Below are 23848 nucleotides of genomic sequence, written 5' to 3'. Positions count from 1 at the left end.
GAGATGTTCTATGAAAGTCAGTTTAGCAGAGCAACATTAAGCAAATGTAAATGGGCTGTTAAGTCTTGTAAAACTGTGTTAAGAATGTGCACTTATATCAAGTTATGCCCTTTTCAACGTAAAAAAGACCCGCAATTCTGCGGGTCTCTGGGTCTTTTCTTTATTTTGCTTTTACAGATTCGATCGTTTTCAATCGAAGTGTTCCATTTGCATCTTTTGTATAGGTTACTTTTACTTTTGATTCTTCTTTTAAGCTGTTCACTTGTTTAGAAAAGGTATTTCCGAATTGAATCGCTACTTCTTTTCCATCAATGTTGACAGCAATTGTATGTCCATCAGCCAAACCGACATATGTGCCTTCTTTGGTGACTTCATTTTTCTTACTAGTTGTTGATTCTTTCTTTGTTTTAGAGTCAGATTTTGAGTCAGTTTTTGATTGGTCTTTAGCAGGTTCTTCTTTTGTAATTTCTTTGCTTGAGCTGTCTTTTGCTTCTTCATCAGATTGACCTGCTGGTTCTTCTGTTTGAGCAGCTGTTTCTTTGCTTTGATCATCTGATTTTTCATTTTTTGATGATTGATCATCTTCTGATTTTTCGTCTGCAGCCTTATCTTTGTTTTGATCGGTTGCTTCAGTTGTTTCTTTTTGACTGTCATCCTTTTTGTTATCGCTTGATTGATTTGTTGTGCCGCACGCTGTGAGCAATACTCCTAGAAGCAATACGAGAAACGGCATTGTGATTAATTTTTTCAAGATCGTCACCTCTTCATGATTTGTCGGTTTGCTGAAGATTTATGCGTAAACCATTCACCTTCTATGTTTCAATTATAACAAACATAGCCAAAAATGAAATGTATTTTTAACTTGACAATGTTTCTTCGTGGACTTTTAAAAAAAGGCTGCCGAGTTCTTACTCGAGCAGCCTAAGAGGAGTATCTGAGGCACCCCTCAGGTTTGTGTTTTCTTATCTAAAATAACCTGACACACCGCTTGAAATGCCTGACGCTAAACGATCTTTATACGTAGCAGATTTCAAGATGTTTGAATCAACTGGACTAGAAACAAAACCAGTTTCTAAAAGAACACTCGGCATTTTAGAATATTTAATGACGTAGAAGCCAGCTGTTTTCACACCACGGTCTCTTGTCCCTAGTGCACTAACCATTTTTGGCTGGATGTTTTGCGCCAGCTTCAGGCTGTTTGCAGCCGCATATGTTTTGTCATAGTATGTTTCTGTTCCATTTGCACTGCTGTTATCATTTGAGTTCGCATGGACACTAATGAAGATATCCGCTTTCGCATTGGCACCTTTGCTCACTCGTGTTTGAAGACTATCAAATGTGTCTGATGTTCTTGACATAGTCACGAGTGCACCAGCGTTGTTTAATTTCGTATTTAAACGCTTTGCTACGTCTAAATTCAAATTCTTTTCATATAATCCGTAACCTACAGCTCCTGAATCATGCGCGCCATGACCTGGGTCAATGAATACTTTTTTCCCAACAGCAGGGTTTTTCAGCTGATTTACAACAGTTGGTGTGACAGTATTTGTACTTCCTACGACAGTAAATTTAGTGATTTTCTTGCTGCTCACTGTTGCTCTTGTTACTTTTGGCAGCGTCTTTTCATTCGTTAGAAGCAATGCTTTGTTTTGCTTCGCCGCAATGCCAGCAGCAGAAGATGAAGTGGCATAGCCAAATCCTCTTCCTACATAGGTATTATTGACGCTCATATTGTATTTTTTCACAATATTTGCCGCGACATCATAACGAGTCGAGCCTTTGATTCGCGTTGGAGATTTCAATTGGTTATAAGCTGCTTTTGTGACGTAATTCTCTCCGCCGACTACAATGGTTTGTTTCACATTGCTTGCTTTTGCAACAGAAGCGATTTCAGAACGAAGTCCCTTTTTATCTGTGTATAGAATCGGGAATCCTTTTTGAGCAGCTACAGGTGCAATTGCAATCCCATGTGCATAGAAAGAACCCTCAACGACAACGACGCCTGCTGGCTTTTTCATTTTTTTCGCGATATTAGCAGATAGCTCATATCGGTTTTTTCCTGAAATACGCTGTGTGGAGATGCCCATTTTCTTCACTTGGTTGACCACGTTGTTTGACACACTTGATGTGCTGCCTAAAACGATCACCGTCTTTGTTTTTAATGAAGTTAAGGCTTTCTTTGTATCACCCGAAAGGCTTTTACTGTTTGTGTAAAGAACTGGTCCATTTTTTTGATGTGCAAGTGGAATCCCTGCTGTTGCATCTGCATACGCAGTTTTCCCTACTAAAACGACTGTACTTGCAGTTCCCCATCCTTTTTTCGCTACGTTTGCCGCTACGGCATATCTGCTCCCGCCATCAATTCTTGTGACTGAATTGTCTGCCAAAGCTGTTGGAACGATAACGAAAATGGCGATGAGGCTGAGGATGGCTGTTTTCATCAATGAGCGCATCTTCTATGTCCTCCTTTTACCCTTTAATAGTTTGTTAGTTTTGTACCTGGATAGTAGAACGAGAGTATGGAAGAGTATGAGTTTCCAGATTCAGCTCTCGCTTTGGCTCCGTATTGGCTCATACCAATGCCGTGGCCATATCCTTTTCCTGAAATCGTGAAGTCATTTGTGTTGTTTTTGACTGACGCAAACGTGCTTTTCACCTTTGTTGCGCCCATGACTGATCGAAACTCGGTCATCTTCATACTTGCCGTTGTGCTTTTGTTCACCGAATATGTGCCTGTTTTGTTTTTCAGATGGTATGTCAGTTTGATCGATACCGTCTTCGCACGCTGGCCTTTTGTTTTCCCTGAGAACGTCAGGCTTGAGATGGATGCGATTTTCATATCAGATGCAGCAGTTTCTTTGTTTTTAAGCAGCCATGATTTCAGGCCAGCAAGGTCAGCTGCATTTGTCTCTTTTGCTTTAGACCACTCAGATGCTGCTGTACTAGCAGTCAATGTCGTGCCGAGTTGTTTTTTAGAGAGTTTCAGTGTCCATGGATTGACTGGATCTTTTGGATCCTTTTTGGCCACTAAGTATGGCAGTGCATTTCCCCATACTTCTTCACTTGCCTCTGTATAACCGCCATTGCTAGAGTAATAGGTTGCTGAAATGAGTTGATTGTTGTATTTCAGAACCTTTCCTTTTGTGGCATCGACAGCTTTTGTCGAATTTGTGTACCAGTTATATCCTCCATAGACTTGGAAGGCTGTTGTATCAGGGACGACTTTTCCAATACTTTTCACAGAATACGTTCTAGCGGCAACTGCCTGTGCTTTTAACGCTTCAACATTCCAGCTTGCAGGCATTTCATTTGGCACTACACCTTTTAAATAGTCTTCAAATGGAATATTTTCGAGAGTCGGCCTGATATACCCTGATTCAATTGCAAAGTTTACGCTGCCTAAATACGGCTTTCCTGCAATTTGAAGGACATTTTTTGTTGAATATTTCTCAGGAACAACTCTTACTGTGTTATACGTTTTTATGCCTTTTAATGAAATTTTTCCGTTAGAAATATTCAATTGGTAGTTTTGATTTTTTTTCAGATAAACTTGTTTGGCTAAGGAATTTTTCAAGCTATCTTTAATCGCACTTGTGCTGCCCGCAAGATGATAAGCATATGTACCTTTTTCCTTCAACAGTGCTTTTAAAGACGCTGTGACAGAATCGGGTTTCACATACACAACGGTACTGTTAGATTTTGCAGCCAATTGCGACAGCGGCATAGCATAAATATAGCTAGAGGCTTTCGCCAAATAAACTTTATCTGCATTAATATTTAATTTCTTTATAATATTCACAGATAATTCATAGCGATTGGCACCGCTGATTCTTGTCACCTGTGAGGTTTTTTTGATTTGATTTTCAACTTTTTGTCCAGTACTTTTCGTACTGCCGATGATGATCACTTTACTTGGCATTCTATAAGACGGAATGGAATCTTTTTTTGTTAACAGGATAGGGTATCCCTTTCTCGATGCATAGGATGCAATGGCAATCCCATTCATAAATGAGTTCCCGCCGACAACGACAGCTTGCTTATAGTTACCCATTTCTTTAGCGATTTTTTGGGAGATTTCAAACTTGTCTTTTCCACTAATACGTCTGACTTTGCCATACTTTTTAATAGATTTCTCAGCAGCTGTTGAAATGCTTTTCGTATTTCCGACAATCAGAATGTTATCCGGCTTCATTTTCTTCAGCTGGTTTTCTGTTGTTTTCGTCAGTTTTTCAATATTCGTATACAAAATAGGTGCGCCCAGTTTGTATGCTAACGGTGATACAGAAATTGCATGATCAAATGCATCACGACTGACAATGACAACAGTTGAAGGATTTTTCCAGCCAGCAGATGCAATGCTATTGGCTACTTCATAGCGATTTTTGCCGTCATATCTTTTCGTCACAGCAACATTTGATCCTGATAGCTTGTATTCCCCAGTTGTTGAGATATCCATGCTTGTTTTGTTTCCGATATAATTAGACAATTTCACTGAAATTGCCGAGCTTGCCATGGCAGACTGAAAGGGTGCAACTAGTAGAGTCAGTATCATGAGAACGATTAGTGTAACGCCTGTTTTCTTCAATTTTGTTCATCCCGCCCATCTTTTTTACTTCTGTTTTTCAATCTTCTGGATTTCCTTTTGACCACTGTCATTAATAAAGTAAGAGATTTCTACTGTGTCTCCAGGTTTAAATTCATTTAACACATCTTTAAAATTATCCGTAAATTCATAGCTTAAGGTCGTATTCACTTTTTTCACTTCGACTGTATGTGCATCAGCCATTCCAATAAATTCAGCTTTCTCTTCCAGCACCTGAGGAGTTGAACTGCTTGTCTTGTTTTCTCCTGTGTACTGCTCAGCCGTTCCACATGCTGTGAGCACGATACCTAGTAGCAGTATTAAGAACGGTAAAACGACGATTTTCTTCATTTTTTTCACCTCATGTCTTTGTATCGTCTTATAACTTATTATTTTAAGGTAAATTTAAGGTTTTTTGAAACCTTTTTTTTGTTACAACGTCTATATCTAGGTTCAGAGTAAAAAAATAACTTGTTTATCAAGATTCGTAAACCTATAATCATGGAAGAATCATAGAAAAGGTGAGGGACATTATGAGAGCTGAAAGAAAAAGAAAGAAGAAAAAGGTTCTTTGGATTGTTTTATCGATTATTGGCTTATTCGTATTAGCAACTGGCGGATACGCATATCATCTTTGGAACACAGCAGCATCGACCGTCGCAGGCATTCAGGAGAATTTAAAGAAGTCAGATAAGCGTGACAAAGATGTCGATTTAAATAAGAAAGACCCGATTTCTATTTTAGTCATGGGTGTCGATGAACGAAAAAATGACCGAGGTCGTGCAGACACATTAATATACATGACAGTAAATCCGAAAACGAAAACGACCGAAATGGTGAGCATCCCGCGTGATACGTATACGAAAATTGTCGGAAAAGGCACAATGGATAAAATCAACCATTCCTACGCATTCGGCGGTACACAAATGGCAGCAGATACTGTAGAGGAACTGCTTGATGTACCTGTTGATTACTTCGTTAAAGTCAATATGGAAAGCTTTAAGGATATTGTCGATACACTTGGCGGCATTACGGTGAACAGCACATTTGCATTTAGCTATGATGGCCATTCATTTGGTACAGGAGAGATTAACCTGAACGGGGATCAAGCCCTTGCCTATACGAGAATGAGAAAGCAAGATCCAAAAGGTGATTTCGGACGTCAGCAAAGACAGCGCCAAGTTATTGAAGGCATCATTGCAAAAGGTGCCAACATTTCATCTATTACGAAATTCGGCGATATGTTCAAAGTCGTGGAAAATAATATGAAGACAAACATGTCATTTGACGATATGTGGACGATGATGAATGATTATCGTGATGCAAGACAGCATGTGGAGCAGCACGAGTTGAAAGGATCAGGCGCACGTATCAATAACATTTATTACTACCAGCTTGATGACAGCAGTCTGGCTAAAGTGAAGAAGGAATTGAAGGAAAGTCTAGAGCAGTAAAAAAGAAGACTACAGAAATGTAGTCTTCTTTTTTTATGATTGAAATGGAACTGGTTTTTCTTCGCTTAATCCAAAACGATGGAGAAGCTCTTCGACAATTCGTTTTGACGCTTGTCCATCACCATATGGATTAGACGCCTTCGACATGTTGTCATACTCTTTCTGATCGACTAGCAGCTGTTTTGCCATGTTGTAAATGGTCTCTTCATCTGTACCCGCGAGCTTAAGCGTACCAGCTTTCACACCTTCAGGGCGTTCTGTTGTATCGCGCAGCACTAGTACTGGCTTCCCTAGAGAAGGCGCCTCCTCTTGTACACCGCCAGAATCCGTTAATATAAAGTGTGAGGCAGCAGCGAAGTTATGGAAATCAACAACTTCAAGCGGCTCAATTAAGTGCACACGATCAAGATCACTGAATTCTGTCTGAGCCGCATCACGAACAGCAGGGTTTAAATGTACAGGGTAGACAACCTGAACATCTTCAAACTCTTCTACAATACGTCTAATCGCTCTAAACATGTTTTTCATCGGCTGGCCGAGATTTTCTCTGCGATGAGCCGTTAACAAAATCATTTTATCTGTGCCTATTTTCTCTAAAATAGGGTGTTGATACTGCTCTGTAACCGTTGTTTGCAATGCATCAATCGCAGTATTCCCCGTCACACAAATCGTCTCTTCTTTTTTATTTTCAATTAAAAGATTCTGCTTTGCCTCTTTTGTAGGAGCAAAATGAATATCAGCAATTGTGCCTGTCATTTGTCGGTTCAATTCCTCAGGGAACGGCGAGTATTTATTGTGTGTTCTTAAACCCGCTTCAACGTGACCGACAGAAATTTGGTGGTAGAATGCGGCCAAGCTTCCTGCAAAGGTTGTAGTTGTGTCTCCATGAACAAGGACAATATCAGGTTTTTCCTCTTGGAATAATTGATCTAGTTTCAATAGTGCATTTGATGTGATTTCAGATAATGTCTGGCGTTCTTTCATAATATTTAAATCATGATCTGGTTGAATGTTAAAGGCTTTCAACACTTGATCAAGCATTTGCCGATGCTGTGCAGTCACAGTGACTGAGGATTTGATTTGCGGATGTTTTTTTAGCTCAAGGACAAGGGGTGCCATTTTAATCGCTTCAGGCCTCGTCCCGAATACAGTCATTACATGTAATGTTTTCAATAGTCGATGCCTCTTTCCTTCTCATTTATCATAAGTGTATTATACAAAAGAATAGAAACGAATCCTAATCATTCTATTTTCAATTTTTACATCCCCTTTACTCTTTTCAACATAAAAATTTACAAAAACTCTTTACAATAGATATTGAATCAGAATCATGCATTTATCGTAAATCATTTGTCATTTCTATCATTTGTAAGTTACACTTTATGAAAGATGAAAAATGAAGTCAAATCATTTTTTCTATATGTAAGGAAGGTGCAAAGTTCATTGAAAAAAGTACGTAAAGCCATTATACCAGCTGCAGGTCTCGGAACACGTTTCCTCCCTGCAACAAAAGCAATGCCTAAAGAAATGCTTCCAATCGTTGATAAACCAACCATTCAATATATTATTGAAGAAGCTGTTGAATCAGGAATCGAAGACATTATTATCGTCACTGGAAAAGGGAAAAGAGCTATTGAGGATCATTTTGATTTTGCACCAGAGTTAGAGCGCAATCTTGAGGAAAAGGGAAAGAGCGAGCTTTTAGAGAAAGTGAGAAAATCCTCTAACATTGCTGACATCCATTACATACGTCAAAAAGAGCCAAAAGGACTCGGACATGCTGTTTGGTGTGCACGTAACTTTATCGGTGATGAACCTTTTGCTGTTTTATTAGGTGATGACATTGTTCAAGCCGAAACACCTGGACTGCGTCAGCTAATGGATGAATATGAAAAAACTCTTTCATCAGTCATCGGGGTTCAGCAAGTAGCAGACAGCGATACGCATCGCTACGGGATCATCGACCCACTTACACAAGAAGGACGCCGCTATCAAGTCAAAAACTTTGTTGAAAAACCGCCGCAAGGAACAGCACCATCGAACCTAGCCATCTTAGGGCGCTACATTTTTACGCCAGAGATCTTTATGTACCTCGATCAGCAAGAAATTGGTGCAGGCGGAGAAATTCAGCTGACAGATGCCATTCAAAAGCTGAATGACATTCAGCGCGTATTTGCCTATGATTTCGAAGGGAAACGATACGATGTCGGCGAGAAGCAAGGCTTCATCGAAACGACGCTTGAGTTTGCTCTTCAGGATGAAGAATTGAAAAAGAAACTCATTCCATTTATGAAACAGCTTCTCGAAAAAGAAGAAGTGAACTAAAAAAGCTGCCGGTATCGGCAGCTTTCAAATTATTGACAAAGGGCTAAAATGATCTTTATTTTAGCCCTTTGTCTTCTTTTCAGCGTGATAGAAAACCTTTGCAGTCTAGGAAGGACGAGCACAGGAGCAGAGCGAATTTGACATTCGTGAGCACCGGAGCGCAGACCTGACACCGAATGCGAGGGTTTGCCTACACGCTGAAAGTTGCCGGCATCGGCAGCTTTTTTAATTCATGACTGAAATAGTCAGTGTATGCTGTTCATTATCAATGACAAACAGATTGTTTTCGCCCTTCACTGCGAATTTCGTTTGTTTCTCATTCATCCAGACATTCTGTTCTGTCAGCCCAAGTGTTGAAGGAGAGATGGACATCACCTCTCGAAACACAATGGTGTTTGCCTGACCATTTTGAATAACATAGTCAGTTTTCTCTGTGGTCAAACGCTCAATCGTATCTCCTTGATCACTTTTGATCGAGCTCAGCGTCTGCATTCTTTGCTTTAGCACAGACTCTTCTTTTCCAAGGAAAGAAAGTAAATACTCATATGAACCTGCTGATGCAGGCGATACATAGGAATTAAACTGTCCTGGTCCAATGGATAATGACTTTAAATCCTCTGCATTTTGAAGCGCATCAGGTTTAACAAAATACGTTTCTGACGCTATTTTAATTTGAACGGTTTGTTTATTTTCAGCCACAGCCTGTACTTCTTGTCCAAATGGCAAAGTGACATCAGCCTTTTTTTTCATGGCTTGGTCTTTGTAAACCTTGAGTGGATCAGCCGTGACAATCATCTGTTGATCCACCTTTTTCATATCGGGCGCCCCCTTCGTTTCCGGGTTCTTCGACTGAGGCGCTTCTATCTTATCTGATGGAATTGCACCAAATGTCGCCAGTGTACGAAGCGGGCGATCCGAAAACATTGATAAGGCAAGCAAAATCGTTAAGGCCGCTAAAACTGTCACTTGAAATGCGGGTCCGAACAATGAGCGCCGTTTTCCGTTATCTTGATAACGAGACACCTTTTCTGTCTTTTGTACGCCTTTTCTGCCTTCCTTATGTTCCATTTGATATTTTTGTTTCTCTTTCTTGGAAAGCTTGTTAAACCAATCAACAAACTCCTTATACTCTTTCACGACCTTTTTCGTATCATCAAACATACGAAGTTCACCATAATGCATCCAAGCCACCCGATCACAGATTTTTTGGATTTGGCTAATAGAATGACTGACAAAAAAGATCGTCTTTCCTTGTTCTTTGAATTCTGTAATGCGGTCCACACATTTTTGATAGAAGGTTTGGTCTCCAACAGACAGTGCTTCATCAATAATAAGGATATCTGGATCGATATGTGCTGAAATGGCAAAACCAAGACGGGATTTCATTCCGCTTGAATAGCTCTTTACAGGCTGGTCAATAAAGTCACCAATATCCGCAAACTCTACGATTTTTTCATAAAGCTCGTCTATCTCTTTATTCGTCAGTCCCATCATTAAGCACTTTAAACGAATGTTGTCTTTTCCGCTTAATTGGTTGTTCAGCCCTGCAGCAATGGCAATTAGCGATGGCTGGCCGTCCATATCAATTTCACCACTTGTCGGTGGAATGATTTTCGCTAGAAGGTTCGACATTGTCGATTTTCCAGATCCGTTAATCCCCACAAAACCAATCGTCTCGCCTTCATATACATCAAAGGACACATCACGGACAGCAAAAAAACCTTTTTCATTTTTATTAGGAAAAAACAGCCCTTTAATCTTATCTGACTGCTTTTTATATAGGACGTATTGCTTGGATACGTTTCGAAACGAAACCTTTAGTTTCATCGTATAATCTCCTTACTTTTTAAAGAAAATCGACAAATTTATCCCTAAATTTCATATGAAGCAATGAACCGGCTGTTAAAAGAAGAAGCGTGATCAGCCAAAAATAAAGTGTGTATTTGACATCATGGAAGAACCATTCTCCCTTTAACAAACTATTTCTAAAACCATCAATAATGTAGAAAAGAGGGTTCAATCTTAATATGTCCCCAATCCACGCTTTGTCTCCAGTGAGCTTTTCTGAGATATTCCAAAAAATCGGCAGCAAAAAGAATAGTAATCGTGTCACGGATTGTAAAAGAAATTGATAGTCTCTCACGAGTACGCTAATCGTGGAATTAAACAAACTAAACGAAAACATAAACGCGATCATACAAATAAAATAGTATATATATTGCAGCCAATGCGCGTCAGGGTAGATGCCATAGGAAATCAGCACGATTAAATAGACGCCCATCATGACAAAGTAGCTGAACAAGTTGGACATAATCACCACAGACGGCAGCGCACTAATCGGAAAATTCATTTTCGATACCATATTAATGCGTTTAAACACACTGTTTGATCCATCAAGAATGGTCGGACTAATGAAGAACCAAGGGATTAAACCGGCAAGCATCCAGATGATAAATGGAACCTCCACGCCGCCAATGACAATTGGCTGCCCTCCTCGAATACCCATACCAAAAACAAACCAGTAAGCCAGCATTTGAATCAATGGATTTAAAAACTGCCATAAAACACCTAAATAATTCATCTGATATTTTGATTTTGTTTCATAAACAGCAAGTCGCATAATCAGCGGAAATGAGCTAATTTGCTCCTTTAGTATCGTCAACATTGCGTTCATTGTTATCTTCCTTAACAAAAGTTTTGAGTACCAAAATTAAAAGCACCGCTCATAATTGTAACAGATGTTGTTTATTTTTTCACTTTAAAGACAAAACAAAGATGCTATCCTTCATAAGTATAGGAATTATTTGCTTGATCATAGGTTATAAGCAAATTTGGGATGATATTTACATTTCAGAATAATGTATGTTAAACTATCTTGACTATATAATCAGACTATATTAATTGAATATCCATATTATAGTTATTCAGTATTATTTTTACTCATTATAAATAGATTATTAACTAGATTTTAAGGAGAGAGACTATGGTTTCTTTAGAAAGTATTTTAACTAGTAACTCTATCTTATCTTTGTTCATACATTCATATGATAAAAAAGACCTAAAAACAATAAATTTCATTCGTGATAATCAAACATTTGATTTTCCTCTACAGCAGAATAAAGATGGTTTTTACGTAGCAGAAATACGTGCTAAAGACATTCTCCCTCTAAAAGGTTCCTCTTTCAGTATCTTCGTAGCAGATCAAGTTGGAATGCTCACTCCGCTACAATATGCCGTTCATCACAAATGGCAAAGAAAGATTCTGCATAGAGAATTGGCTGTACTAATTAAAAGAACAAGCAATGAAAACTTACAAACAAAAATAACATTCGAAATTTTAAATGCTAAAAAAAGAACAAACTTATACAAAACCAATTTGATTGATTTCATGCTTGAAAATTATACTCTCACAATAAATGGTGTTTCAAACATTTTAGACATTGATGCTCCATTAGATCAAAGGAAATTCTTTATTTCATTTCATAGAGTACCTTCAAAGGATAAAATATTATTTCCTGTTGATTCAATTTCAGAAGATGGAATTTGGTCTGCACACGTAGATTTAAGTTCACTTGGCCTTCATAATTTATATGAGGGTATCTGGCAAATTCATTTTTATGAAGAAGTAGAGGGTAAGTTACTAGGATCGTTTATAAAAGACAGAAAAAAATTGGTTTCTACAAATTCATTTAAGACTGCTGATCATCTCTTTCAATGTCAATTTAAAAAGAAGAATAGTGGATTGATATTATATGTCAAACAAGAGAGTCTACTTGTTTCTTTTAAAGAGAGCTATATTCAAAATCAAACGATGACTGCAAAAATATCTATAGCAAGTGAACAATTAGCATTAATAGATCATCATGTTTCTGAAATTCACATGATGAATAACAAAGACACAGAGAGTACTGTGTTAACTAGAATGAAACGTATAAATGATGAAGATTTTATTTTAAAGATACCTTTTAAACGCATCATTGAAGCCTTACAAGAAGGTAGTCAGAAACAATCTGACTGGCTCTTTTTATTAACAAATAAAAAAAGCCAGAAGACTATTTTCGCCAAAGTCACAAATCACTCTTTGACTTTTGATGAAAATAACGTTCTTAATATATTTGAGAAAGTGCCTTTTGAAGTAGGACTACATCGAACCGCCAGTCAAAACTTGAGTTTTACAGTTAGAAAAGCAAGAACCGTAAGAAATCTCTATCAAGTTAAAAAAATACGCGGTCACTACTTAAAAGTTGAAGGCGCTGCTATCTTAAGAGGCTTAGAAATGCCTCATTCAGATTCTGTTAAGCGCTCATTAGTCCTAAAAGAACGCGCATCTTTAAAAGAAATAACCATTCCCGTACAAAATAAAAGAGACTTAACTTTTGCTTATCATTATAAACGGGACAAGAAAGACTATACGTACTGTGGGTTCAAAGTGTTATTTGATACATCCACACTTCCTGAAGAAAAAGGCGTTTGGGATTTCTTTATAAGATTCGATACAGAAAAATTTTCATTTAATAGACGTCTAGGATTTGTTAAGTATACTTATAAGAAAGACAAGTATCTTTCTATTATCAAATATAAAGGCAACGATAATAATAAGATTTTTAACTTTTCATCAACGACACCAAAGGGAAATTTGAAACTAGAAGTACTTCCCTTTAAATCTTCTATTTCTGAGGATCAAATTAGTGAAAGCAGAGAAGAAGTTTGGATTATAGGAGAAAGACCAGATACTGCTCAAGATACAGGTTATCACTTTTTCAAATATTGCAGAGAAAAGCATCCTGATAAGGAAGTTTATTATGCTATTGAAGAAGGAAGTAAAGATATTCGAAATATCGAACATCTTGGAAACGTACTGATCATTGGCTCACCTGAACATATTGAAAAAACACTACAAGCTACACACTTTATCGGTTCTCATGATCTAGAATATTTCCTTCCATTTAAAATACCACAATATCAACATACGAAGAAAGCAAAAAGAATCTTTCTTCAACACGGTGTAATGGGAAGAAAATCAGCTGAATATCATCGATTTTTCTATCAATATCCTTTTCATATAGTTTGTGTCAGCTCGGTTTATGAAAAGAAAATGATGATGGATCATTTTGGTTACAAAGAATCAGAGGTTAAGGTGACTGGCTTATCAAGATTTGATCATTTAGCTAATTCTAAAACAACCGATCATAATGGTGATAGAGAGATTTTAATCATGCCAACATGGAGAGAATGGCTAAATACAGAAGAAACTTTCTTAAAATCGGATTATTACGAGAAATATATTTCGATTCTAAAAGATGAAAAACTGCTTCAAGAATTAAAAAAACATAGAGTGAAACTCTTATTTTATCCACATTATCGAATGCAGCCATATATCTCTTATTTCAACAAATATAAGAGTGATGTAGTGTCTATTTTGGAATTGGGTGAAGTAAACGTTCAAGAATTATTAATGAGAGCCTCTCTCCTTATTACCGATTATTCTAGTGTTTCATTTGATGTAAGTTTTATGAAAAAACCAGTTATATATTATCATTTTGATTTTGAAGAATTTTTCAATAAGGGTATTTTAAGAAGTAAGGAAGAAACTTTCCTAGGTGAAATTGTAGAAGATCAAACAAGCTTAGTGAATGAGATGATTCATACGATTCATAATGGTTTCCGGGAGAAATTATTTGTCGAAGAAAGAAGAGATTTAATTCTAACGTATACTGATAACAAAAACTGCGAAAGAATTTTCAATGAAATATCTTCTTTAAAAGATGATGATTTTTCACTCATTGCTTCCTTAGCAAGAATTTCTAAAGAAACTCTTCAAAATATAAAAATAGCGACCATTCAAACACTAGTCCGAAACTATATTTTCACAATCAGTGTTAAAAAAGTAAAAGTGTTAAAAAGTAAATCTCGAAAAACGCTCAAAGCTCTTAAGTCAATGAAAAGACATCTAAAAAGAAACATACACAAAAGAAACTTTTCTAATTAAATATTTATTTTTTGAAGATGCCAGTTCGAGACAATCGACTGGCTTTTTTGTTTACTAATCGAGATAAAAAAACACCTTTAAGTGAAATCAACTTAAAGGTGTTTGTCTCTTGATCAAAATCTTGTTCATACAATAATGCAAGATTTTTAAGCATTATGTTTTTTATCAAACACTACTTCAACGACCCGCTTCGAAGATTCTCCAGTCTCTAAGTAGCAGAATTTCTCATAAAACGGCGCAAATGAATCTGGTAGTGTAAAGGTCGGCTGTTCTGTTTCTCTGACCCAGTCAATCACACGTGCTGTCTCTTTTACAAGCGGTCCAGGTGCTTCTTGTTCAAAGTCGAAATAGAAGCCTCTTAGCTTATCTCGATATGTTTCAATGTCAGGCACATAGAACAGCATCGGACGTTTGAGGTTTGCATAGTTTGCATAGTCAAAGAAAACAGATGAGTAATCTGTGATGAGCAGATCTGAAATCATATAAAGGTCTCTAATGTCTTCGTAATGAGAGAAGTCATAGGCAAAGCTTCATACGGCCCTAAATCAAAGTTTTCAGCAACTAGATAGTGCATACGCAGAATGATAATATATTCATCTCCGATAGCAGCTCTGAGCTCATGCAGATCAAGGTCTAAATCAAATTTGTACTGCCCTTTTTTATAAAATTGATCGTCTCTCCATGTCGGTGCGTATAAGATCAATTTTTTATCGAGCGGCAGGTTCATTTTTTGTTTCAGTGCTCTCATCGTTTCTTCATTGTTTTGATTGTGAAGGAAGTCATTTCTCGGATATCCTGACTCAATCATGGTCTTTTGGAATTGGAACGCACGTGTAAAGATTTCAGTCGAGTAGGCATTAGGAGAGATGAGATAATCCCAATTCGATGCTTCTTTCGTGAAATTCTTTTTGTATTTCTTCGTGTTTGTTCCAGGCATATGCACCTCGTCCATGTCCATTGCCAGTCGTTTTAACGGCGTACCATGCCAAGTCTGCAAGTATGTTGTGTGATCTGGCTTTGGAACCCATAGCGGCAGACGGCTGTTTACGACCCAATACTCAGCTCTTGCCATCGCAAAAATCCATTTCAATGACAGACGATTGATATAATAGATGCCTTTTTCCTTAAACGGTGCTTCATGACCCTTTTTAACGCTCCAGATCAGTGTATATTCAGGGTGATTTTCTTTCATATACTCGTAAATACCACGCGGATTACAACTGAATTGTTTTCCGTTAAAGCTTTCAAAAACAACAGTTTTCTTTTTCACAGACAGCTTACTCGCCAGTTTAAAGGTCGTTTTAAACGTTCTTGTCACAAGGCGGTTACGGACTTTTTTGATTTTACCGATCTTCTTTTTGAATTTCTTCCACTTGCTTTTGACGTAATACTTGGCACGTGTTTTCATGGTGTAGTCATTAATACGGATGCCAAGCGTTTGTCTTTTTTTCTTTCGGTACACTTCATATCGAATCGGTACATCGTTTCTCTTATGAATTTGAACAAGTCCTTTGAGTTTGTTCGAGCGGTCTCCAAGCACTAAAGAAGTGGTTGTTAATGTTTCCTCTACTCCGTTCACGTCGCAGATAAATTCAAGATAGAAGCGATATACAAGGCGTCTGTTCAAGGAATAGGGCAATTCCTCTAAAGGAATTTCTGCTAAAAATTGATAAAGCTGTGGTACCTGTTGATCATCACGGTATTTGATCACTTCATCTTTTATATGGGTGATATTGACCGGAAAACGATGTTCAATTGGTTCTTCACCATTTTTCTTCAATAGAAGTTTTGCTTCTTTGATCTCATATGGATGTTCTGCACTTAGAACACCTGCATACCCGGATAAAGATAACATACATCCTTTGTTGAGCTCGATTTGATTGAATTTCACAACCTTTAGCTCACGCTTGATTTTCAAAGAAGCATTCCCTTTGTCTGTGCGGTATGGAATGATATACAGCATGGTGTCTTTATTTTCTAAAAAAGTCAGCTCAGGCTTTTCTACTTCCATTTTTAAACGGCGTTTATAGTTTGACGTTTTCTCTTCAGATTCATTATCTGTATTGATATCTGCTTCTTTTACTTCTTCTTCCTCTTCTTCGGAATCAGAATCATAAGCTGAGTCCTCAAGCTCGTCCTCATCCTCTTCTTGGTTTGTGCTTAAATAGTCCGTGACATACAAGTTATATGTCTGGCCTTGCTCTAACGCAAGCGGCAGCGATGATTCACTCAATACCAATTTGAATAGATTCTCTTCTTGATGAACAAGCGGAAGGAAAAGCTCTTGTTTTGATACTCTTTCCCTCATAAACAAATAAAATTCCCTATCTGTTAATGGCATGTCATCATCGATGCGAATCAGCATTTCTAGTTTCTCATGGTGATTTTTTAACCCTTCAACAACACTCTTCTTCTTATGAATTCCCTCTTCAATCATTAATCGTTAATCTCCTCTGTTCAGAAATCTTACCGTTATATGGCTATTTCACTTTCCAAGAATAGTTTCCTTGCTTCGTTTGATATGACCATCCATCGATGGACGATGGTTTATTCGTAAGCAGCTCGCCTTCTATTTCTAGACGCTGCAAAACCTCTTGAAGTTCTTCTGTTTTAAAACGAATGTAAAAATCCACAAATTTCGTTTGGTTGATTTCAATGTTTTTCTTTGTTTGAAAATGGCCAATTGGGAAGCTGACTAGATGGTTTTCATCGATTGTTTGAGAGATGATTTCAGCTCCATTCACTCGATCATATCCTGCAAAATCAATTTGCACATGATCCGCATGACTCATTTCATCTTTTACATCGAGTTGAAGGTGAAGAACATGATGCTCAGAGCTTAAATCACGCAGGACCCATTTCATGCTGTCAACGATCCCTCTCAGTTCATCTTTATGCTTACGATTTTCGAGCATATGATGAATGGCCGTATTCCAAACAGTCTCTTCGTCAGAAGGAACAAGATAAAAATAAGCTTGTTCTCCCAAGACTTTCTCGACATCTTCTTTATGCTCAGTATCCCCAAAAAAGACAGCATCCACTTGCTGTTTTCTTATTTGTTTAAATAATTCTCCATATTGAGAATTAACTTGATGCAGATCTTCTTCATAATGTGCGTGATGCACAAATGCAGCGTAATAGGTGGTTTCAGGCTGATCGATTTTAAACAGGTGGCGGTCTTGATCACGGTCCTCTGTGATCATCAGTTTCAAACGGTCATTTTGTGATTGAATGCTGGATAGCCATAATTGTTTAATATCCGTCTTCTTTGTAAATGTTTGAATTCCTGTTTTTTTATACCAATTGATATGCCGAACTGGATTCTTTTTTGCATCACCAGAATAAATGATCTCCATATAAATGCTTCCGTCGGCACTGATTAATTCCTCTAAGTATAGAGCACCTGTATGTGGAACAAAGCTTTGTACTCTGCACAAAACGCCCTGCCAATTGTATTCTTCCCTCTTCACTAGTTGCTGCTTTTCATTATATTGATCAATATAACAAATGGGGGAAGCAGGCAATTCATATCTCGTCACTTGAATCGTGGATTCATCTTCGGGAAAAATAGCTTCATTGATCTGATGTGGTGATTCACCGGCAATAAATTCTAAATAACGTCTTTTACTTCCGCTTAGCGGTAAGATATAGTGTTCAAATACATTCAAGATGTCCACTTGGTTAGGAATTGTCTCCTCCAAGCTGTGAATACGTTCTTTCACATTTGCATCGTAATTTAAAGTTAAAATTGCAGTACGCTTATGCTGATCAGCCAAGGGCTTAATTCTTGTCTTTAAAGATTTCGTTAAGCTCTCATCCTGTTTTGGCACATCACCCATAATAAAGTAGTAATCCATATCAGGCATGTCCACTGATGCCAGCTTTTCATGTTGTTCAGATTGATCCAATGTATCTTCAACTTTTTTCTTCATCCAATTTTGAAACAAAGGAAGCTCTCCTTAAAAATAATGATGACTTGCTCATTGTATTTTACATGAAAAAGTACTTCTCACCAAAAGATAAGAAGTACTTTTTTTCGATCTATTAAAGTCCCGCAATTTCTTCCTTAATTTGTGTTGTCGAGATGCCTTCTGTTCTCTTCAAGTATACGACTTCGCAATGTTCTTTTAAGAAATCGAATTTACCTTCCCAGTCATCTCCCATGACAAACACATCGATATCGTGCTCTTGCACGTCACGGACTTTTTGATCCCAGCTGTTTTCTGGAATGACTTCGTCTACATAACGAATGGTTTCAAGAATCAGCTTTCTATGCTCGTAGCTGTGATAAGCTTTTTTTGATTTTTGTAAATTAAACTCGTCTGTAGAGATGGCCACCACTAAGTAATCTCCGAGCTGCTTTGCACGCTCTAGCAGCTTAATGTGCCCCCAGTGTAATAAATCAAATGTACCGTAAGTAATAACTTTCTTCATTGCAAACATAAACTCCTTTCTTCAATCCTTATTCGACTGCATTCGTGCAGTAATTTATCCGTAATTCTGTGATATTCGATTCGCTCTTCGGAACCTCATTATATCACAGCGCCCACCAAACGTTAAGCGGATGTAAAGACAAACTATTTCCAATTTATTGGGCGCAGGAGGAAAAGTCCGAGGAATCAATGTTTCACAAAGGATCGTCCAGATGAAATGATGAAAATGTCATGAAATTTAAAGGTTTGTAAAGTTATTGTTAATATTTCATGGAGCATCTGTGATAAAATGATGAGTAGGCGAAGAATGAATTTACAATGAACGTTCATAGATAACAAGTTAAAAAGGAGGTCTAAACAATGCAAACAGAAGTGGTCTCTAACCTTTCTTATGTAAACGGCGACTTAGATGAATTTATCAGCTATATGAACCAGCATCATATTTCTCAGAAAAGAGGCGCCATGATTGCAACTGTCAATCCAGAGATAGGCTATGCCGTCATGAAGGATCATGCGTACCATCAAGTCGTCTCATCTGCGGATTATGTACTGCCGGATGGCGTAGGCGTCGTGTTGATGTCTCGCATGACCCAAAGTCCGCTTAAGTCAAGAATTGCCGGCTTTGATGTCTTCATGTCTATGCTTGATCTAGCAAACAAGCAGTCTAAAAGAATCTTTTTATATGGTGCGAAAAAAGAAGTGCTTGAGGCTGTGAAACAGCGAATTGATACGGAATATCCAAATGTGGTCCTTGCCGGAAGCTGTGACGGCTATCAAGCAGATAAACGTTTCGTAGCAAAGCAAATTGCGCGCTCGAAACCTGATATGGTGTTCGTTGCATTAGGTTATCCAAACCAAGAGAACTTTATTTACGAATACCGCCATTTATTCCCGCAGGCTGTTTGCATCGGTTTAGGCGGAAGCTTTGATGTATTTAGCGGAACGGTGAAGCGTGCACCACGCTGGATGATTAAGACAAATACAGAATGGCTGTATAGATTGATTGTGAATCCATGGAGATGGAAACGAATGCTGAATATTCCTAAGTACGCTTTTGCCGTATTGAAGGAAAGCAAAGGAAAAAAACGTTACTATCCTGAGCAGGTAAAGGATCAGACGAAGCAGCTGTGAGAGACTGACAAATGATGAATATACGCTCAATGATGATTTCATGTTACGCAGCTTTTATTTCTTTCATTGGATGGCTGATGAGCGGCGTGAAACCGCGTGAAAACCAGGTGACGCTGCTTGTTTCGTTCCAAGAGAATGCGGCTGCTCTCATTCATACTTATCAACAACAGGCGAACATGACAATGAAGCTTACTGTCCTCTATACGAAGCATGCTTCTGCGATAGAAAAGGACGGGCCTCATCTGTCATTTCGCTATTTTCATGAAAAAAATCCTCTCCATCTCATTCAATGTATGTATACGATGTTTAAAAGCAAGGTTGTCGTGACGGATAATTACTTTTTCATGACGAGTGTGCTTAGAAAACGGCCTTCTACCACCTGTATTCAAGTATGGCATGCCAATGGCGCTTTGAAAAAGTTCGGGCTTGAAGATGCTTCAAATTCTGATCGAAGTCCCCGTGACATCGAGCGCTTCAAACGTGTCTATGCGTCTTTCGACTATATCGTAACAGGCTCAGATCACATGCGTGAGATTTTCAAGACCTCGTTTGGAGCCAATGATGAACGCTTTTTACCAACTGGTGTACCACTGACGGATCTGTACTATGAACAGCATCAGCCTTCCTTAAAGCTGAATGATATCCCAAAAGGGAAAAAGATCCTGCTCTATACACCGACCTATCGAGACTTTGCAATGGACAGTCTTGTCCTGCCTTTTTCAAAAGAGCAATTGCAAACTGAGCTGAATGGCGATTATATTCTGCTCGTCAAGCTTCATCCTGCAGTCAAACATTTAGCGAAAGCAGAAACAGACGGTGAATGGATATTTGATGTGTCCGATCAGCCGCTCTATCCATTGCTTTGTGCTTGTGATGTCCTAGTGACAGATTATTCGTCGATTGTGTTTGAATATGCACTGCTCGAAAAGCCTGTCTTGTTCTTCACTTATGACTTAGACACTTACCGGGAGAAACGCGGCTTAGTTGATCGGTATGAAGACATCATTCCTGGAAAGGCTTGCGTCACGCAAGAAATGCTCTTGCAGGAGCTTTTACACCTAAACGGATCAACCAATAAAGAACGAATCAAAACCTTTGCTGAGGAATGGAACCAATATTCAAAGGGACAATCAAGTCAGCAGCTCCTTTCATTCATTGAACAGCAGCTGCTCTTACAAAAAAAACGTCCGGCTTCTCAATAGGAAGCACGGACGTTTTTTTATTTGTTATACACTGGGATATCGTAATACAGCGTATAGTCATCAAGCAGGTTATACAAACTATACATACGAGTGACTTGCTTAGAAGCCCAGCCAATATCTGTTGCATATTGATGAGTTGCTGTAGCAGACCAGCGCATTTTATAAATCGTATCTTGTTTGTATGTCGCATTATTGATGTAGCTGTTGCCAATGAATTTTGCCCCGCCAATAATCGCAGCCTCTGGTGTGAACCATTGCTGTTCATACGCATACTTTGCACCGAGATAATTCGGATTGCTGTCATATGCACCAATGCCATACATGTTATATACTTTCTTTCCATTAAACATTGTACCATTCGCTAGAATGGAACTTCCGTTACCCGTTTCAAGCAACGCATGAGAAATAAGATAAATTTCGTTGATATGATACGTTTTTGCTGCTGTAATAAAGGCTTGTCCTTTTCCAGCAAGAATCCCTTTGCCTGCTAAAATCTTTGTATTGACCTCTGCCGGATTGAGATTCGCAGCTTCAGAGAGTTTCAGAAATTGAAAATAAGATTGCGTGCCTTCTGCAATATTGGCTGGATCTACATATTTTTGCACCTCTGCTGCACTTGCATTTCTCCAGCCGAGGTTGATCCTGATCCAGTTTCCTTCTTTTCCAAGCTGTTTCACTTTTGCTCCTTTATTCAGCTGTGCCACAATGTTGCTTGCAGAGCTCGAATCAGGTGTTGAACGGACATTTAAGCCATCTGTATTCACTGTCGATGTTGCTTGGTCTACATATGCTGCATAGACATAGGCCGCACCATCTGTCTGTGGTGACACCTTCATTTGTTTGTTTACCATCTCATTGACAGTGAGGTTGTAGTTCGTTTGCATGACCATTGGGCCATTTTTAATTTTTACGGCTGTGGCAGTCCAGCCATATTGGCTTTTCACAAATGCAATGGCTTCATTTACAGTTGGTAATCCTGTAAATTGCTGCGTAATGTTAATTTTGTAAGTTGGTTTCGTTGTTGTTGTATACGCAGCGTTTTCATTCCGTTTTTTGAAAAATGCCATGCCTTGGTCACGCAGTGCAGCTGTTGAGATAGCACCTGTTTTGATCTGATATTGAGCATAATCGACTGCACCTGTTTTTTGGGCAACAGCCTTCATTTTTTGTTTCGTCAAATAGCTGAGTGCTTGATTCAGTTTTGTCTGATTCACTGTCGGCTCTGTCGTGATACGGTATTGCTTGACCGCTTCAGTCAGCGTTTTTGTACTGCTGCCAATGCCATTTTTCTTGATGATCTCTTGAGCCTGCTTCACTTTAGTTTGTTCATATACAGGTGTTGTCTTAAGACTATATGTTTTGCTGACAGCCTGTCCCTTACCTGTTGTGATACTGCTTGTCATTTTTTGCGATTTTAAGTATGCGGCACCTTTATCCACTTTCGCTTTGTCTACTGCTTGATTGACGACAAGTCGATATGTGCTGTCAGATACCTTGCCTGTTTTTTTCGTTGTCGCAGATACTTTTTTCTTTTGGAAGAAAGCTGCTGCTTTTTTCGCTTGATCATCTCCTAAAAGATTCCCCGTCACTACTTGATATGGCTGTGTAGAAGAAATCTTTTTAGATGTGTAGCGCCATTTCTTTTTCTTGAAAAAAGCTATCGTTTTTGCGTAAGCTGTATCGTTCAATTGATTGAGCTTTACGATATAATTTTTTGTTTTTCCCACTCGCTGCACAGTACCGGCAGCACCGGTTTGCTTCTTAATTTGAGCCGCAGCTGAAGTTGCTTGTTTGTTGTCTTTGAAATAGCCTGATTCCAAGCTGTAGACATTTTTTAAGGCTCCTGTCTTTTGAATCTTCCCGCTGATTTTTGCTTCTTTTTGCAGCTGAGTAAGGAGTGTCTGTGCTTTCGACTGGTTCGCTTGTGCAGCGGATGTGACGATGTAATACGGCTTACCCGGTGTTACCGTTTGAAGCACTGGTTTTAGACCGGATGCCTTCTGAAAACCTTGCAGAATGGTATTTGCCTTACTTTGTCCAACAATACCGCTTGAAATCAGCTGATATACAGTGCCAGCTTTGTTTTCGGTTTGGTATGTACTGGTGACGCCTGCCTGCTTTTGCAACTCGGTTTGAATATTTTTCACTTTCGTTTCAGAATCAATGGTTCCTGATATGACCTGATAAGAAGGCCTGCTTTGATTGATAACTTCATAGGAGCTATTGAGCCCAGATGTTTTTGTTAGCTCAAGTGAGAGCTTTTTCGCCTGACTTTCATCGTTAACTGGGTCAGATACGACCTTTTGTAAAGGAAGGCGGTCACCTACTGGAGACACCGTACCGCTCATGCCCACCTCTTTTTTTAATGCAGCTGCACTTGCACTCGCTGCTGCTTGTGACTCATATCCTGAGGCAGTGAGCTGATAGCTCGACGTATTTCCTGAGGTTTGGTAAGTGGCTGTCCACTTTTTGTCCTTCTTCAGTGTTTCCACTGCTTTTTTCACTTCTGCTTCTGTTGTAAATACCTTTGTGGTGTTCATCGTATAAATGGATTGGTCGACATAGGAGGCTGCTTGCGCTTCTTTACCCGTGTGTAATGTCATACCAAAGGCAGCTGCGAGTAACATAATCTTGATGGTTTTTTTCACGTTCCCTGTCCCTCTCTTAACTTTGCATAATAGTCTACTAATCTCTTTATCGACAAAAACAAGTACTCTTTCAAGTCATTTATG

15 protein-coding genes and 1 pseudogene are annotated in these 23848 nt (G+C 38.5%); 5 read left to right on the top strand and 11 right to left on the bottom strand.

From position 1 onward, the window contains the following. Positions 1-160: 160 nt before the first annotated feature. The 4 genes from AOQ70_RS12000 to AOQ70_RS11985 form a co-directional block, all read right to left on the bottom strand. Positions 161-760, bottom strand: coding sequence for a hypothetical protein (locus AOQ70_RS12000; RefSeq protein ID WP_228280141.1), 600 nt, complete (start codon positions 758-760; stop codon positions 161-163). Between the two features lie 202 nt (positions 761-962). Further along, the gene (locus AOQ70_RS11995; protein WP_059376473.1) at positions 963-2453 is read right to left on the bottom strand and encodes an N-acetylmuramoyl-L-alanine amidase; all 1491 of its coding nucleotides are present in this window, start codon (positions 2451-2453) and stop codon (positions 963-965) included. Between the two features lie 23 nt (positions 2454-2476). Next, a complete protein-coding gene (locus AOQ70_RS11990) occupies positions 2477-4585 on the bottom strand; it encodes a SpoIID/LytB domain-containing protein (protein ID WP_034281125.1) in 2109 nt (702 codons plus the stop codon). Between the two features lie 24 nt (positions 4586-4609). Further along, on the bottom strand, positions 4610-4933 hold the full coding sequence (locus AOQ70_RS11985) for a hypothetical protein (protein WP_059376471.1): 324 nt from the start codon (positions 4931-4933) through the stop codon (positions 4610-4612). Positions 4934-5115: 182 nt separating this feature from the next. Between AOQ70_RS11985 and tagU the strand changes: the two genes are divergently transcribed. Beyond that, on the top strand, positions 5116-6036 hold the full coding sequence (tagU, locus tag AOQ70_RS11980; protein WP_041087989.1) for a polyisoprenyl-teichoic acid--peptidoglycan teichoic acid transferase TagU: 921 nt from the start codon (positions 5116-5118) through the stop codon (positions 6034-6036). 33 nt (positions 6037-6069) lie between these two features. On the opposite strand, the gene wecB is transcribed toward tagU, so the two are convergent. Next, complete coding sequence (gene wecB, locus AOQ70_RS11975) at positions 6070-7209, bottom strand: non-hydrolyzing UDP-N-acetylglucosamine 2-epimerase (RefSeq protein WP_059376470.1); 1140 nt, start codon at positions 7207-7209, stop codon at positions 6070-6072. 270 nt (positions 7210-7479) lie between these two features. On the opposite strand from wecB, the gene galU reads away from it, so the two are divergent. Next, positions 7480-8361, top strand: coding sequence for a UTP--glucose-1-phosphate uridylyltransferase GalU (galU, locus tag AOQ70_RS11970; RefSeq protein WP_008343198.1), 882 nt, complete (start codon positions 7480-7482; stop codon positions 8359-8361). A 225-nt stretch (positions 8362-8586) separates the two neighbouring features. Here the strand turns inward: galU and tagH are convergent, their stop codons facing one another. Beyond that, positions 8587-10188, bottom strand: coding sequence for a teichoic acids export ABC transporter ATP-binding subunit TagH (gene tagH / locus AOQ70_RS11965; RefSeq protein ID WP_059376467.1), 1602 nt, complete (start codon positions 10186-10188; stop codon positions 8587-8589). A gap of 19 nt (positions 10189-10207) precedes the next feature. Then, on the bottom strand, positions 10208-11035 hold the full coding sequence (locus AOQ70_RS11960; RefSeq protein WP_059376465.1) for an ABC transporter permease: 828 nt from the start codon (positions 11033-11035) through the stop codon (positions 10208-10210). A gap of 309 nt (positions 11036-11344) precedes the next feature. Between AOQ70_RS11960 and AOQ70_RS11955 the strand changes: the two genes are divergently transcribed. Continuing rightward, a complete protein-coding gene (locus AOQ70_RS11955; RefSeq protein ID WP_059376462.1) occupies positions 11345-14350 on the top strand; it encodes a CDP-glycerol glycerophosphotransferase family protein in 3006 nt (1001 codons plus the stop codon). A 146-nt stretch (positions 14351-14496) separates the two neighbouring features. Here AOQ70_RS11955 and AOQ70_RS11950 read toward each other — a convergent pair. From AOQ70_RS11950 to tagD, 3 genes and pseudogenes are all read right to left on the bottom strand, one after another. After that, a pseudogene (locus AOQ70_RS11950) lies at positions 14497-16787 on the bottom strand (CDP-glycerol glycerophosphotransferase family protein). 43 nt (positions 16788-16830) lie between these two features. Next, entirely contained in the window at positions 16831-18297 is a 1467-nt protein-coding gene (locus AOQ70_RS11945; protein WP_059376454.1) for an alpha-glucosyltransferase N-terminal domain-containing protein, read from the bottom strand. 97 nt (positions 18298-18394) lie between these two features. Continuing rightward, positions 18395-18784, bottom strand: a complete 390-nt coding sequence (gene tagD / locus AOQ70_RS11940; RefSeq protein ID WP_008343212.1) for a glycerol-3-phosphate cytidylyltransferase — start codon at positions 18782-18784, stop codon at positions 18395-18397. Positions 18785-19143: 359 nt separating this feature from the next. Between tagD and AOQ70_RS11935 the strand changes: the two genes are divergently transcribed. Both AOQ70_RS11935 and AOQ70_RS11930 read left to right on the top strand, forming a co-directional pair. Next, a complete protein-coding gene (locus AOQ70_RS11935; protein ID WP_039181899.1) occupies positions 19144-19914 on the top strand; it encodes a WecB/TagA/CpsF family glycosyltransferase in 771 nt (256 codons plus the stop codon). Positions 19915-19925: 11 nt separating this feature from the next. Then, a complete protein-coding gene (locus AOQ70_RS11930; protein ID WP_082700849.1) occupies positions 19926-21116 on the top strand; it encodes a CDP-glycerol glycerophosphotransferase family protein in 1191 nt (396 codons plus the stop codon). A 17-nt stretch (positions 21117-21133) separates the two neighbouring features. Here AOQ70_RS11930 and AOQ70_RS11925 read toward each other — a convergent pair whose 3' ends face one another. Continuing rightward, the gene (locus tag AOQ70_RS11925) at positions 21134-23764 is read right to left on the bottom strand and encodes a glucosaminidase domain-containing protein (RefSeq protein ID WP_059376451.1); all 2631 of its coding nucleotides are present in this window, start codon (positions 23762-23764) and stop codon (positions 21134-21136) included. Positions 23765-23848: the final 84 nt, after the last annotated feature.

Source organism: Bacillus sp. AM 13(2015) (assembly GCF_001518755.1).
GTDB lineage: Bacteria > Bacillota > Bacilli > Bacillales > Bacillaceae > Bacillus > Bacillus safensis.
Note: the sequence above shows the minus strand (reverse complement) of the source record. Positions and strands in the feature narration are given on the sequence as shown.